The 13,596-nt window shown below is 64.0% G+C and carries 11 protein-coding genes; 10 read left to right on the top strand and 1 reads right to left on the bottom strand.

The window, feature by feature from the left end:
• Positions 1–15: 15 nt before the first annotated feature.
• From AACZ17_RS10465 to AACZ17_RS10440, 6 genes are all read left to right on the top strand, one after another.
• A complete protein-coding gene (locus tag AACZ17_RS10465; RefSeq protein WP_339638247.1) occupies positions 16–585 on the top strand; it encodes a transglycosylase SLT domain-containing protein in 570 nt (189 codons plus the stop codon).
• 100 nt (positions 586–685) lie between these two features.
• Positions 686–1,534: a helix-turn-helix transcriptional regulator gene (locus AACZ17_RS10460; RefSeq protein ID WP_290742088.1), complete on the top strand. Its 849-nt coding sequence runs from the start codon at positions 686–688 to the stop codon at positions 1,532–1,534.
• A 101-nt stretch (positions 1,535–1,635) separates the two neighbouring features.
• Positions 1,636–2,979 (top strand): glutamine synthetase family protein, encoded by a 1,344-nt coding sequence (locus tag AACZ17_RS10455; protein ID WP_290742091.1) that lies wholly within the window; start codon positions 1,636–1,638, stop codon positions 2,977–2,979.
• 84 nt (positions 2,980–3,063) lie between these two features.
• Entirely contained in the window at positions 3,064–3,894 is an 831-nt protein-coding gene (locus AACZ17_RS10450) for an endonuclease/exonuclease/phosphatase family protein (protein ID WP_290742094.1), read from the top strand.
• A gap of 68 nt (positions 3,895–3,962) precedes the next feature.
• The gene (locus AACZ17_RS10445; protein WP_290742097.1) at positions 3,963–5,147 is read left to right on the top strand and encodes a fatty acid desaturase; all 1,185 of its coding nucleotides are present in this window, start codon (positions 3,963–3,965) and stop codon (positions 5,145–5,147) included.
• Between the two features lie 85 nt (positions 5,148–5,232).
• Positions 5,233–5,718 (top strand): glutathione peroxidase, encoded by a 486-nt coding sequence (locus AACZ17_RS10440; RefSeq protein ID WP_290742100.1) that lies wholly within the window; start codon positions 5,233–5,235, stop codon positions 5,716–5,718.
• Positions 5,719–5,733: 15 nt separating this feature from the next.
• Here the strand turns inward: AACZ17_RS10440 and AACZ17_RS10435 are convergent, their stop codons facing one another.
• Positions 5,734–7,311, bottom strand: coding sequence for a peptide chain release factor 3 (locus tag AACZ17_RS10435; RefSeq protein WP_290742103.1), 1,578 nt, complete (start codon positions 7,309–7,311; stop codon positions 5,734–5,736).
• A gap of 164 nt (positions 7,312–7,475) precedes the next feature.
• Here AACZ17_RS10435 and AACZ17_RS10430 point away from each other — a divergent pair, with 164 nt between their 5' ends.
• From AACZ17_RS10430 to AACZ17_RS10415, 4 genes are all read left to right on the top strand, one after another.
• Complete coding sequence (locus tag AACZ17_RS10430) at positions 7,476–8,531, top strand: efflux RND transporter periplasmic adaptor subunit (RefSeq protein WP_290742106.1); 1,056 nt, start codon at positions 7,476–7,478, stop codon at positions 8,529–8,531.
• Complete coding sequence (locus AACZ17_RS10425) at positions 8,531–11,620, top strand: efflux RND transporter permease subunit (RefSeq protein WP_290742108.1); 3,090 nt, start codon at positions 8,531–8,533, stop codon at positions 11,618–11,620. The genes AACZ17_RS10430 and AACZ17_RS10425 overlap by 1 nt, the downstream gene beginning before the upstream one ends.
• A gap of 82 nt (positions 11,621–11,702) precedes the next feature.
• Positions 11,703–13,025 (top strand): ATP-binding protein, encoded by a 1,323-nt coding sequence (locus tag AACZ17_RS10420; protein WP_290742111.1) that lies wholly within the window; start codon positions 11,703–11,705, stop codon positions 13,023–13,025.
• Positions 13,018–13,548 (top strand): response regulator, encoded by a 531-nt coding sequence (locus tag AACZ17_RS10415; RefSeq protein ID WP_290742114.1) that lies wholly within the window; start codon positions 13,018–13,020, stop codon positions 13,546–13,548. Before AACZ17_RS10420 ends, AACZ17_RS10415 begins: the two co-directional genes overlap by 8 nt.
• The last annotated feature ends 48 nt before the right edge of the window (positions 13,549–13,596 follow it).

Here is a 13,596-nt window from a genome sequence, read left to right as displayed (position 1 = left end):
GGGATACACTGGCTGGTGGGGTTGATCCTCACCCTGGCCACGGCGGGCACAGCGTTCGCCCAGCCCGAAGACCCGGAAGAGCGCGAAGCCCTGCGCGCCTTCCTGAATGAAACCATCAATAGCGCCAACAGTTTTCAGGACCGCTACGACGCGGAGGTCTGGCTGGTTGACATGTCGGCGCGCCTCGAGCGCTTTATCAAGGATCCGGAAGAGCGCCTGTTGATTCTGCGCCAGGTACATTCGGCCGCAACACGCGCCTCCTTGCCGCCGGAACTGGTGCTGGCGGTGATCGAGGTGGAGAGCCACTTCGATCGCTTCGCGATTTCCCGCGTCGGCGCCCAGGGCATGATGCAGGTGATGCCTTTCTGGAAGAACGAGATCGGGCGGGCGGACGACAACCTCACTCTCAACCGCACCAATTTCGAGTATGGCAGCCGTATCCTGCAGTTCTACCTGAAAAGGGAGAAGGGCGACCTGCACCGCGCGCTGGCCGCCTACAACGGCAGCCTCGGCAGCCGTCGCTACAGCAACAAGGTCTATGAGGCCTGGTCCAGACGCTGGCGCACTGCACCCCTGCCCTGGTAGGGCGCGTTGACGGCGAACCACGCCGGGGCCACTATTTGACAAGCCTCGTCAGCCTGCCCACTATGCGCCACTGTACGCAGACTCAGGCAACCCCACTGCGATGACCGACATAACACAACTGAGCAAGTGGAACCGCGACCTCTCACAGGCGATTGCCGCGCTTGGCACCGACGCTTTCTTCCCCGCGTTGATCGCCGCGATCCAGGGCCAGGTTCGCTTCGACTACCCCCAGATATGGCTGTATCACAAGGACCTGCCGCCGCAGGTGCTGTATCACGAAATCCCTGCCGACGCCCTGGGCGCGCAGGTGGACACCTACCTCGACGGCCCCTACCGGGAGGACCCTTTCTACCAGACGTCGATGAACCAGCCGCGCTCCAAGTTCTACCGACTGTCGCGGATTACTGCGGGAAAGCTGCGCGAAACACAGTATTACCGCGACTACTATGCCGATACGGGGACCGTAGACGAGGCCATCTACCTGTCGCGCCTGCGCGCCGGCAACGTGATCAACGTGTGCATGATGCGCCTGCCGCGCACCGGGGCGTTCACCGAACAGGAGTATGAAACGCTGTACCTGCTCGCGGAGCCGATATCCGAACTGATCAAGACCCACAGTGAGCACGACGACTTCGCGGTTACCCACCTGATCCAGCCGGGCATTGACCACCAGATCGACCTGGCGTTTCGCACCTTTGGCGCTTCGATGCTGTCACCGCGTGAGAAAGATGTCCTCGAATTGATGCTCCGCGGCTACGGCACGGACACCTCCGCCGACCGCCTCGGGATCGCCCTGGAGACGGTTCGGCGGCATCGCAAGAGCATCTACCGCAAGCTCGACGTGAGCTCACAGACTGACCTGTTTTCACTGTTCATCAACTCGCTCACCTGTCTCGGGCAGGCGGCGGGCGACGACCCGCTGCGTATTTACATGGCACCCTCTCAGTGAGCGCGCCAGCGCAAGTGGATACCCTGCCCCGGGTGGGTCATTGAAGCACGGAGCGACTTTGCCGATAGTGCCGCTTTACACGATTGAGTCGCGGTGTCCGAATGTCCCTTGAAGCCGACTGGTTCCTGCGGGCCCACCCGGAGATCACCACCGTCGAGGCGCTGCTGCCCGACTGCAACGGCATCATGCGCGGCAAGTGGCTGCCCAGACACAAACTCGGAAAGATCTTCGACGGGGAGCTGAAGCTGCCCAAAACCGCCTTGAGCCTGGACATCTGGGGCCGCGATGTCGAAGAGCTGGTATTCGCCTCCGGTGATGCGGACGGTATCTGTCGCCCCGTGGAAGGCTCACTGCTGCCTACACCCTGGTCGCCCGGCGGTCAGCACGGGCAGATCATGCTGTCGATGTTCGATGCCGATGGCATGCCCTACCTCGGCGACCCGCGCCATGTATTGAAGCAGGTGGTGTCGCGCTTCCAGGAAGCCGGCTGGACCCCGGTGGTCGCTGCCGAGCTCGAATTCAGCCTGGTGCGCTGGGAAAACGTGGTGCCCCTGCATACCTGCCCGTCGCCCGCCGGCGGCCCCCCCATAGGGGGTAATATGTACGGTCTGGACGTGCTCAACCAGCACCAGCAGATGATGGAGGACCTGCGCACTGCCTGCGAGTTGCAGGACCTGCCATTTGATGGCGTGGTCAAGGAATCGGCACCGTCACAATACGAAATCAACATGCAGCACGTGCCCAGCCCGGTGCTTGCTGCCAAGCAGATCCTGATGATGAAGCGCCTGATCAAGGGCGTCGCGCACCAGCACGGGCTGGTGGCCAGCTTCATGCCGAAACCCTTTGAGGAAGAGGCCGGCAACGGCATGCATGTGCATGTCAGCATGCTCGACGGAGAAGGCCGGAACGTATTCGATGACGGCACAGAGCGCGGCACCCCGCTGCTGCACCAGGCCATCGCCGGCTGCCTGCAGCACATGAGCGACTCCATGATCATTTTTTCCCCGGGCTACAACGGCTATCGCCGCTTCCAGCCGGGTACTCACGCACCGACCTACCCCAGCTGGGGTTACGAGAATCGCACGGTCGCTGTTCGGGTGCCGGCGGGCTCCCATGCCGCGCGCCGCCTCGAGCACCGGGTTCCCGGTGCCGACGCCAATCCCTACCTGCTGCTCGCCGTGATCCTGGCGGCGATGCTGGAAGGCATTGAAACCCAGGCCTCGCCGGGCAGCCCGACGCGCGGCGATGGCTACTCCCAGAAAACCGGCTCGCTGCCCGGCTACATGCACGAGGCACTGGACCGCTTCCGCAGTTCCGACTTTATCCGCGCCTCGCTGGGCGGCGAGATGCAGCGCATCTTCACGCTCACCAAGGAACAGGAGGTAGCGGAGTTCCGCCGCCGGGTCTCGCTGCTGGAGTACCAGTCCTACCTGGAACGCACCTGAGCGCAGCAGGAACCCTGGCCGCTCCCGCGGGTCCAATGGTCTACACCCGCCCTCTCAGCCCCAAAGCGCAGTATACTCCGCATCATGACAACCCCGTTCCCTTCCCCTGCAACCGCCGCTATCGCCCGCTGCATCCTGGCCACGCTACTGCTGTGTCGGGCAGTCCTGGTCGGGGCGGAGCCACAGGGTATTGCGCACTGTATTGCCGGGCTGGGCGCAGAGCAGCGGCAGAACGCGGTACCGCTGGGCCCTGATATCCATATCGTCAGCTGGAACATACAGAAGGCAGGCAACCCGGGCTGGGCGGAAGACCTGCAGCTGTTTGCCAGCGGCGCCGAGCTGGCTTTCCTGCAGGAGGCCTCCGTCTCCGCCGCCATTCCCGGCAACCTGCCGGAGGCGGGTTTCCTCGCTTTCGCGCCGGGCTACCGCAATGACAGCGACGTCACCGGTGTGCTCACCCTGAGCCGGTACCCACCCAGCCTCGAGTGCGACTTTTCCTCCGATGAACCCCTGCTGCAAACCCCCAAGGCGGCATCGGTGACTGAATATCCCCTGGCGGGTCGCGACGAACGCCTGCTGGCGATCAACATCCACTCGGTGAACTTCAGCTTCGGCCTGCAGCGGTACCGGGAGCAGCTGGCGGCGCTGTCCACGCTGATCCAGCGCCATACCGGCCCGGTGTTGATCGCTGGTGATCTCAACACCTGGAACAACTACCGGATGCAGGCACTGAACGACTTCATGGCGGCCCACGACCTGAGCGCCGTGCGCTTCCTGCCCGACCTGCGCACCACCGTTTTCGGCAACGCGCTGGATCATGTGCTGGTGCGCGGCCTGCAGACTGCATCCGCCGTGGTGATCCCCGTGGAGACCTCTGATCACAACCCGCTGCTGGTCAGCCTGCGGTTGCCGTGAGCAAGACTTTTTCACCGCGGCACGCTAGTATGCCCCCCAGAATTCCACCTGCCTGAGCATTGCAATCCATGCCCGAGAACGTAGTTAAACCCCCACTGATTGCCGTCAACACGGTGATTTTTGTCGGCTTTCCCCTGCTGGCCCTGATCCTGGTGCCCCTCTGGGCGATATACCACGGGTTTTCCGCCTCGCAGTGGCTGTGGGCACTGGTCTTCCTGTACCTGAACGGTCTGTCGATTACCGGCGGCTATCACCGCCTGTGGGCACACAACGCCTACGAGGCACACCCCGCACTCAAGTGGTTTTTTGCCTTCTGGGGTGCCGGCGCACTGCAGAACAGCATCCTGATCTGGGCCTCCGATCACCGCCGGCACCACCGGCACGTCGACGACAATGACAAGGACCCCTACTCCGCGGGGCGTGGTCTCTGGTTCAGCCACATGGGCTGGATGTTGCGCAACTACCCGAGTGGCGAGAATGATTTCAGTAACGCCAGGGACCTGGAGCGGGACCCGATCGTGATGTGGCAACACCGCCATTACGTGGCGTTGACCACGTTCATGAACCTGGGACTGCCGCTGCTGCTGGGCCTGGCTCTGGGTGACGTGGTGGGTACCGTATTGCTGGTGGGTCTGTTGCGACTGGTGGTCAACCACCACGTGACGTTCTTTATCAACTCACTCGCACATTTCTGGGGCAGCCGCCCCTACACCGAGGCCAACAGCGCCCGGGACAACGGTTTTCTGGCCTTCCTGACCTACGGCGAGGGTTATCACAACTTCCACCACATCTTCCAGAATGACTACCGCAACGGCATACGCTGGTGGCAGTGGGATCCCACCAAGTGGATGATTCGACTGTGCGCCAGCGTGGGACTGGCGCGCAACCTGGTGCGGGTCCCGGACTTCCGTATCCAGCGGGCCATGCTCGACACCCAGTTTGCCCGGGCACGGCGCGAGCTGGAGGCCAAGGCAGGCAATGAGACATTGCGCGAGCTGCTGGAGCGCGAGTACCAGCTGTTCACCGAATCCGTCAACCAGTGGCGGGCACTGCAATCCGAGCGCTATGAACGCAAGGTGGCGGACCTCGGCGATGCGCTGGAAGCACGCCGCCTGCAGATGCTGGACAAATGGGAGCACGCAGCCCTGCGCTCTCGTCTGAAGGAGCTGGAGTACGCACTGGAGAACCAGCGCAAGCGGCTGGGCATGCTGCTGCAGCAACTGCAGATGCCTGCCGCCGCCGCGAGCGCCTGATCCCGCAGGCGCCCTCGCGCGTAACAGTCCCACACCGGCGGCGCAGCGCTACAGTGCCAGCGACCGCCCACACAGGAGACGCCCCATGACCCGTTCACTGTATGACTTCACCTGCGCCCTGCCGAATGGCAAGGCCGCCACCCTGGAAGACTACCGCGGCAAAGTGCTGCTGGTGGTCAATACCGCGTCCAAGTGCGGCTTCACGCCCCAGTTTGCCGGGCTGGAAAAGCTCTATGAAACCTACAGCGAACGCGGTTTTGCCGTGCTCGGTTTTCCCTGCAACCAGTTCGGCAAGCAGGACCCCGGCAGCAACGATGAAATCATGGAGTTCTGTCAGGTGAACTACGGGGTCAGTTTCCCCATGTTTGCCAAGGTGGACGTCAACGGCGCCTCGGCGGACCCCCTGTTCCAACACCTGAAAAAGCAGGCACCCGGGGCACTCGGATCACAGGGCATCAAGTGGAACTTCACCAAGTTCCTGATCGACACCGAGGGCAACGTGGTCAAACGCTACGCACCGACCACGCGCCCGGAAGATATCGCCCGGGATATCGAATCCCTGCTGCCCTGAGGCGGCCGCTGCGGGCTAGTGCTCGCGCGTGGCCAGGAAGTCGATGTCCGGCCAGCGCTCCTCCATCAGCGACAGGTTGACCCGCGTAGGCGCCAGGTAGGTCAGGTGCCCACCGCCATCAATCGAGAGCTGGTCGGAGGCCTTCTTGCGGAACTCCTCCAGTTTGCGCGGATCGTCGCTGTGTACCCAGCGCGCCGTGTACACGTTGACCGGCTCATAGCCCGCCTCCACCTTGTACTCGTCCGCCAGTCGGTACACCACCACATCGAACTGCAGTTGGCCGACCGCACCCACAATCAGGTCCGATGAATTCAGGGGTGCAAACACCTGGGTCGAGCCTTCCTCGGAGAGTTGTTGCAGGCCCTTCTGCAGTTGCTTGGACTTCATCGGGTCGCGCAGGCGAATGCGGCGAAAGAGTTCCGGCGCAAAGTGCGGAATGCCTGAAAACTGCAGCTCCTCGCCCTCGGTAAAGGTGTCACCGATCTGGATCGTGCCGTGGTTGTGCAGGCCGATGATATCGCCGGCAAAAGCCTCCTCCACCAGCACCCGCTCGCCGGCCTTGAAAGTCACCGCGTCGACCACACGCACATCCTTGCCGATACGGGTATGGCGCATCTTCATGCCCTTCTGGTAGCGACCGGAGCAGACGCGCAGGAAGGCAATGCGGTCCCGGTGCCGGGGATCCATATTGGCCTGTATCTTGAAAACAAAGCCGGAAAACGTGGGCTCCGCCGCACTCACCTGGCGCGGGGTCGCTTCCCGGCCCTGGGGCGCCGGCGCCCACTCGACGAAATCGTCCAGCATTTCGCGCACGCCGAAGTTGCCCAGCGCCGTGCCGAAGAAGACCGGGCTCAGCTTGCCGGCGAGAAACGCCTCTTGATCGAAGGGGTGGCTGGCGCCGCGAACCAGCTCGATCTCCTCTGCAAATGCCTCCCAGGCATCGCCCAGCAGCGCGCGCCCCTCGGCACTCGCCAGACCCTCGATGCGGCGGTCGTCGGGCAGTATGCTGCCCTGGCCCGGAGTGAACACGTGGATCACGTCCGTATACAGGTTGTAGACACCCTTGAAATCACGCCCCATGCCGATGGGCCAGTTGATGGGGGCGCCGGCGATGTCCAGCACCGACTCGATTTCATCGAGCAGTTCAATCGGGTCGCGAATATCCCTGTCCATCTTGTTCACGAAGCTGAAGATCGGGGTGTCGCGCAGGCGGCAGACCCCCATGAGCTTGATCGTGCGGTCTTCCACCCCTTTCGCGCCATCAATCACCATCAATGCCGAGTCGACGGCCGTCAGCGTTCGATAGGTATCCTCGGAGAAATCCTCGTGACCCGGTGTATCCAGCAGGTTCACCGTGCGCCCGCGATAGGGAAACTGCATCACCGAGGAGGTCACGGAAATGCCGCGTTCCTGCTCCAGGGTCATCCAGTCGGAGGTGGCGTGGGGACCGCGCTTGCCCTTGACACTGCCCGCCACCTGAATGGCGTTGCCCAACAGCAACAGTTTTTCGGTGATGGTGGTCTTGCCTGCGTCGGGGTGCGAGATGATGGCGAATGTGCGTCGGTTGGCAATTGCCTTTGTCAAGTCTGCCATGCTGGAACCTGCCGGAAAAACGGAGGATTATACGCGCTTTGGCGACAACAGGCAGCGCCCCGGGGAACCCGCGGCGCTACCCGGGGTCAATGACCGCAGGGTTTTTGCGGTATAATCGACGGCGCGCAACCGGCAGTCCCGGCGCCCGGCAGACAGGATCTTTCATGAAACGTTTTTTCATCGCCGCACTGGCCATTGCGGCCGTTGGCGCATTGCTGTGGCCCCGCCTGCAGCCGGCACCCGGCCCGGCAGCGGGCGCACAGGCGCAGCGCAGTGCTGCCACCGTGCGTACCCAGCGCCTGGAGCCACAGCCCTTCGAGAGCCGGCTGTTCTTCAATGGCACGCTGGCCGCCGAGCAATCGATCAACATCCGCAGCGAGTTGCGGGGCAAGGTTGAGAAGATCCTTTTCGAGGACGGTCAGGCAGTGCGCGCGGGCGATCCCATCATCCTCATTGAATCCGCCGAACTCGGCGCGGAGCTGCGCTCGCTGGAGGAGCAGCTGACCCTGGCGAGCACCCAGGCCGAGCGCCTGCAGAACCTGTTCGGCACCGGCGCCGTCACCGCCAGCGACCGTGACGATGCCATCAGTCGCCGTGAAGTACTGCGCGCCGAGGTGTCACGCCTGCGGGCACGGCTGGCCAAAAGCCGTATTGAGGCTCCTTTCGCCGGCACCCTCGGCCTGCGACATGTCAGCACCGGCGACCTGATTGAAGCAGACACGCTGATCACCACCTTGCAAACCGTTGCCGACCTGCACGTGGACTTCAGCGTGCCGGAACGCTACCGCCAACGACTGGTGCCCGGCACCACCCTGTCGCTCACTGTCAGCGGCCACGCCAACCCCTTTCCCGCCGAGGTGCGGGCCATCGACTCCCGGGTCGACCCCTCAACGCGCACCCTGACGGTGCGGGCGGATGTCGAGAACCCGGACGGCGTGCTGCTGCCCGGAAACTACGCGCGGGTGGAACTGGTGACACGCAACGATGCAGCCCTGGTGGTACCCAGCATCGCCGTGTTGCAGAACCTGGAAGCGGTCACCGTATTCACCGTGGAGAATGGCATCGCCGTCAGCCACGAGGTTGAAACCGGCTACCGCGACGCCAGTCGGGTAGAGATCCTCAGCGGGCTTGAGCCCGGCATGGAGGTGATTACCTCCGGCATCCAGTCGATCCGCAACGGGCAGCCCGTGACGGTGCAACGCGCGCTGGATCTCAGCTGATGGCGTTGCACGAAATCAGTATCCGCCGCCCCGTGCTGGCGGTGGTGATGTCCATTGTGATTATCGTCTTTGGCCTGATTGGCCTGCGCGAGTTGGGTGTGCGCGAATTCCCCATGGCGCAGCGACCCATCATTTCCGTGCAGACCGGCTACCCGGGTGCCAACGCCAGCGTGGTCGAGAGCCAGATTACCGAGGCGTTGGAGGAAGAGCTCAATACGGTCGCGGGCATCCGCACCATGACTTCGATCAGCCGCGAGGGGCTGAGCACAGTCACCACCGAGTTTTCCCTCGGCGACGATCTGGATACCGCCGCCAACGACATCCGCGACCGGGTCGGCTCCGCCATGCGACGCCTCCCCAATGCGGCAGAGGCGCCCACCATCTACAAGGCCGATGCCGATGGCGATCCCATCATCTTTCTCAGTGTACGGAGCCAGCAGCGCAACCTGATGGAACTCAGCGCGCTGGCAGACAACCTGTTCAAGTCGCGCTTTGAAACCATCTCCGGCGTGGGACAGGTGGATATCTGGGGCTACAAGGAATACGCCATGCGCCTGTGGCTGGACCCGGACGCGCTGATCGCCCACGGGCTCACGGCCATCGATGTACGCAATGCCCTGCAGGCGGCCAACGTGGAGTTGCCCACGGGCACGCTGGAAGGCGAAACCGTCGATATCAACATCCGCACCCTCAGCCGCCTGGGTGACGATCCCGAGGACTTCAACAACCGGGTCATTCGCCGGGAGGGCGACCGGCTGGTGCGCCTGCGGGATGTCGGCCGCGCCGAGATCGGGCCACTGAACGAGCGCACGGTGCTGCGCCGGGATGGCATCACTAACGTCGGTGTCGTGCTGCGCCCGCAGAGCGGCGCCAATGAAATAGCGATCGCTGATGAGTTCTACCGCCGGCTGGCGATTATCGAGCGCGACCTGCCTGAGGATGTCGACGTCGCGGTAGGTTTCGACACCACGACATTCATACGCGCCAGTATTCTTGAGGTCATGCAGACGCTGGGCATTGCCCTGCTGCTGGTGTGTGCGACGATTTTTGCGTTCCTGCGCGAGTGGCGCACCACCATCATTCCCCTGCTGACCATTCCCATCGCGCTGACCGGTACCTTCTTCGTGCTGTACCTGGCCGGTTTTTCCATCAATGTCCTGACGCTGCTGGGGATGGTCCTGGCCATCGGCCTGGTGGTCGATGACGCCATTGTGGTGGTGGAAAACATCTACAAACGTATTGAACGGGGCCAGAAACCGGCAGTCGCCGGCGCGGAGGGTGTGAAAGAGATCTTTTTTGCCGTTATCGCCACCACCCTGGCACTGGTTGCGGTGTTCGCGCCGCTCATTTTTCTTGGCGGCCTCACGGGTGTGCTGTTCCGCGAGTTTGGCGTCACACTGGCGGCAGCCGTGGTCATTTCCTCCTTTGTCGCACTGACCCTGGCACCGATGCTCTGTGCGCGCTTTCTCAAGAATCGCGCGCAACACCCGGCGCTGTACCGGGCCACCGAGCCGTTCTTTGTCGGGCTTGCCGATAACTACCGGGCATCGCTGCGCGCCTTTCTGCGCCACCGCAGCTGGGCGGCGCTCATCCTGGTCGCCTGCCTGGGGCTGATTATCACCCTGTTCCGCAGCATGCCCCAGGAGCTGGCGCCACTGGAGGACCGGAGCCAGCTCTTCGTCTCCGCGCGTGGCCCCGAGGGCGCCGGCTTCGACTATATGTCCGCGGCGATGCGTGACCTCGATACGCTGATCGCCGAGGCCGGGGGCGACGCGGTAAAGGCCCGGCTCACGGTCACCTCCCCGGGTTTCGGCTCCTCCACGACTGTCAACACCGGCTTCTCCCGTGTCGTCCTGAAAGCACCGGAAGAACGCGAGCAAACACAGGCGCAGGTGGCGGCCAACCTCACCGCGGCACTGGCCAACTTCCCGCAACTGCAGGGCTTTGTGCGCCAGTTCGATACCATCAACGTCGGCGGTCGCGGCCTGCCCGTGCAGTTCGTCGTGCAGAATACCGACATCGAGAAGGTGCGCGATGTCATTCCGCGGTTCCTCGAGCGTGCCCAGCAACACCCCGCGTTCAGCTATGTGGACGTCAACCTCAAGTTCAACCAGCCGGAGCTGGTACTGGAGATCGACCGCGACCGCGCCGAGGCCATCGGCGTGAATACCCGCGAAATCGCCGACATCGTCCAGGCCTCTTTCAGCGGCCAGCGTTTCGGCTACTTCCTCAAGGACGGTGAGCAGTACGAGATCATTGGCCAGATGGTACGTCAGGGGCGCGACGAGCCGACCGACCTGTCACGGCTTTCCGTGCGCGCTGCCGACGGCACCCTGGTACCCCTGCCGAACCTGGTCAGCGTGCGTGAGCAGAGTACCGCGCCCGTGCTGTATCGCTTCAACCGGTTTACCGCCGCAACCTTCTCCGCCAACCTGGCGGAGGGGGTTGCGCTTGAAAACGGCATACGGGCCATGCGCGAGGTGGCCAGCGACGTGCTTGACGAGAGCTATACCACCGAGCTCGCCGGGCAGTCCCGCGAGTTTGCCGAGACGGGCAGCAGCCTGGTGTTCGTTTTCGTGCTGGCCCTGCTGTTGATCTACCTGGTGCTGGCTGCACAGTTCGAGAGCTTCCGCGACCCCCTGGCCATCATGCTGACCGTCCCCATGGCACTCACGGGCGGCCTGATCACCTTGTGGTATTTCAACCAGACCCTGAATATTTTCTCGGAAATCGGGCTGATCATGCTGATCGGTCTGGTCACCAAGAATGGCATTCTCATCGTGGAATTTGCCAACCAGCGCCGTGCCGCAGGGCTGAGCATCAACGACGCGGTCGAAGAGGCGGCGGCGGCCCGCTTCCGGCCCATTCTCATGACCACCCTGTCGACCGTGCTGGGCACACTGCCCATCGCACTCGCGCTCGGCGCCGGCTCACAGAGCCGCGTGCCCCTGGGTCTGGCAGTCATCGGCGGCATGCTGCTCGGGTCTCTGCTCTCGCTGTATGTTGTGCCCGCGGCCTATCGCCTGCTGGCCAAACACACGCTGGCAGCTCCCGGCAACCCTGCGGAGAGTCAGTCCCGGCACGCCTGAGCCACGCCGCGGCGGGGCATAACGGCCGCGCTGCGACGCTTTGACGCTCCCGAGACGCGCGACAGGGCGGTATACTCTGCGCGTGAACGCCGCAAACCGCCCCAAGCACTCCGCCTACAGCCCGTCGCTGGCCAACCTGCGCAGCCTGCTCGCCATTCGGGCCATCGCATTGCTCGGCCAGGCAGGTGTGCTCGCCTACGTGCTGCTGGTGAGCCGCACCACACAAAGCCTGTGGGGCATGGCGGCCAGCCTCGTCCTGCTCGCGGTGATCACCGTCGCCAGCCTCTGGTGGAGCACCACGGCGCAGGACATCGGCAACCGCACCTTCTTTGCCCAGCTGATGGTCGACGTGCTTGGCTGGAGTGCGCTGATGTACTACAGCGGTGGAGCCGACAATCCCTTCATCTCCTACTACATAGTACCGCTGGTGGTGGCCGCCGCCGTGCTGCCCTGGCGCTACACCTGGCTGGTTGCGGCGGCCTCGGTGGCGGCCTATAGCCTGCTGCTGTATTTCCGGGTGCCCTTTCCGCTGTTTTCCCCCCACGCGGCGATGGGTCACCAGCAGGGCAGCGTGCACAGCCTGGGCATGTGGTTCAATTTCCTTTTCAGTGCCGGCCTGATCACCTACTTCGTGGTACGCATGGCAGCCGTGCTGAGAGAACAGGAGGCAGAGGAGATGCGGCGCCGTGAGGACCGGCTGCGACACGACCAGATTCTGGCGGTAGCCAGCCTCGCCGCCGGTACCGCACACGAGCTGGGTACGCCGCTGGGCACCATGACCCTGCTCGCCGAGGAGCTGCAGCAGGACGCGTCGCTGGGCGACCAGGCACGCGAGGATATCGCCCTCATGCAGCAGCAACTTCTCCAGTGCCGGAAAATCCTCGCTGAACTCAGCAACACGGCGGAAGTTTCCGCCGCGGGTACCCGGCAGCGGCGGCAGGCTGACCGGCTGGCGAAAAGCTGCGTGGAACACTGGGCGGCCCGGCGGCCGCGCGTATCCTGCCAGCTGCAGGTGCTCGGACAGGGGCCCGCGCCCCAGGTCTCGTACGACCAGACCCTGCCGCAAGCCCTGGAAAACCTGCTGAACAACGCCGCCGATACCGGTGCCGAGCGGGTCGAGGTCACAGTCGACTGGAATGCCGACACGGTCAGCATCGGCGTGCGGGACAACGGCCCCGGGGCCCCCGCCGATGTGCTCGCGGGCATGAGCGCAACGGCGCCGCCGGTGTCCGCGGCAGGCCCGGGCGCCAACGCGGCTGGCAGAACCCATGGCGGTCTGGGCATCGGGCTGCTGCTCGCACGGGCCACCGCCGAACGCCACGGGGGCCATGTCCGTCTGGAGAATCCCGCTGATGGAGGCTGCCTGGCCACCCTCACCATGCCCGCGGAGCCTGCAGGTGGATAGCCCTGCGCGCGTATTGCTGGTGGACGATGACCCCACGTTCACCGGCGTGCTGGCGCGCGGCCTCGAGCGTCGCGGCTTCACCTGCCGCGCCTGCGCGAGTGCCGAAGACGCACTGCGCTGCTGCCGTGAGTTTGCCCCCAGTCACATCCTGCTCGATCTCAACATGCCGGGGCGCTCCGGTCTGGCAGCGCTGCCGGACCTGCTCAACGAGGCCCCCGAAGCCCGCCTGGTGGTGCTCACCGGCTACTCGAGTATCGCCACCGCTGTAGAGGCCATCAAGCTTGGCGCCGTACAATATCTCTGCAAGCCGGCTACCGTGGATGAAATTCTCCTGGCCTTTCGCGGGGAGCAACCGGCACCGGAACACGCCACACATCCGCCCTCCCTGGACCGCATGGAGTGGGAGCATCTACAGCGTGTACTGAACGCCAACGATGGCAACATTTCTGCGACGGCCCGTGCACTGGGTATGCATCGCCGCACGCTGCAGCGGAAACTACAGAAACGCCCGGTACGTCGCTGAGCGCGATCGGCTAGCGGCCGTGGAGCAGGACACCTGTCCACTGGCCTC

This window comes from uncultured Haliea sp. (assembly GCF_963973825.1).
GTDB lineage: Bacteria > Pseudomonadota > Gammaproteobacteria > Pseudomonadales > Halieaceae > Haliea.
Note: the sequence above shows the minus strand (reverse complement) of the source record. Positions and strands in the feature narration are given on the sequence as shown.

Coding starts and splice junctions, on each gene's coding strand:
- AACZ17_RS10460 (WP_290742088.1), top strand. CDS start 686: ATGACCGACATAACACAACTGAGCAAGTGGAACCGCGACCTCTCACAG.
- AACZ17_RS10455 (WP_290742091.1), top strand. CDS start 1,636: ATGTCCCTTGAAGCCGACTGGTTCCTGCGGGCCCACCCGGAGATCACC.
- AACZ17_RS10450 (WP_290742094.1), top strand. CDS start 3,064: ATGACAACCCCGTTCCCTTCCCCTGCAACCGCCGCTATCGCCCGCTGC.
- AACZ17_RS10445 (WP_290742097.1), top strand. CDS start 3,963: ATGCCCGAGAACGTAGTTAAACCCCCACTGATTGCCGTCAACACGGTG.
- AACZ17_RS10440 (WP_290742100.1), top strand. CDS start 5,233: ATGACCCGTTCACTGTATGACTTCACCTGCGCCCTGCCGAATGGCAAG.
- AACZ17_RS10435 (WP_290742103.1), bottom strand. CDS start 7,311: ATGGCAGACTTGACAAAGGCAATTGCCAACCGACGCACATTCGCCATC.
- AACZ17_RS10430 (WP_290742106.1), top strand. CDS start 7,476: ATGAAACGTTTTTTCATCGCCGCACTGGCCATTGCGGCCGTTGGCGCA.
- AACZ17_RS10425 (WP_290742108.1), top strand. CDS start 8,531: ATGGCGTTGCACGAAATCAGTATCCGCCGCCCCGTGCTGGCGGTGGTG.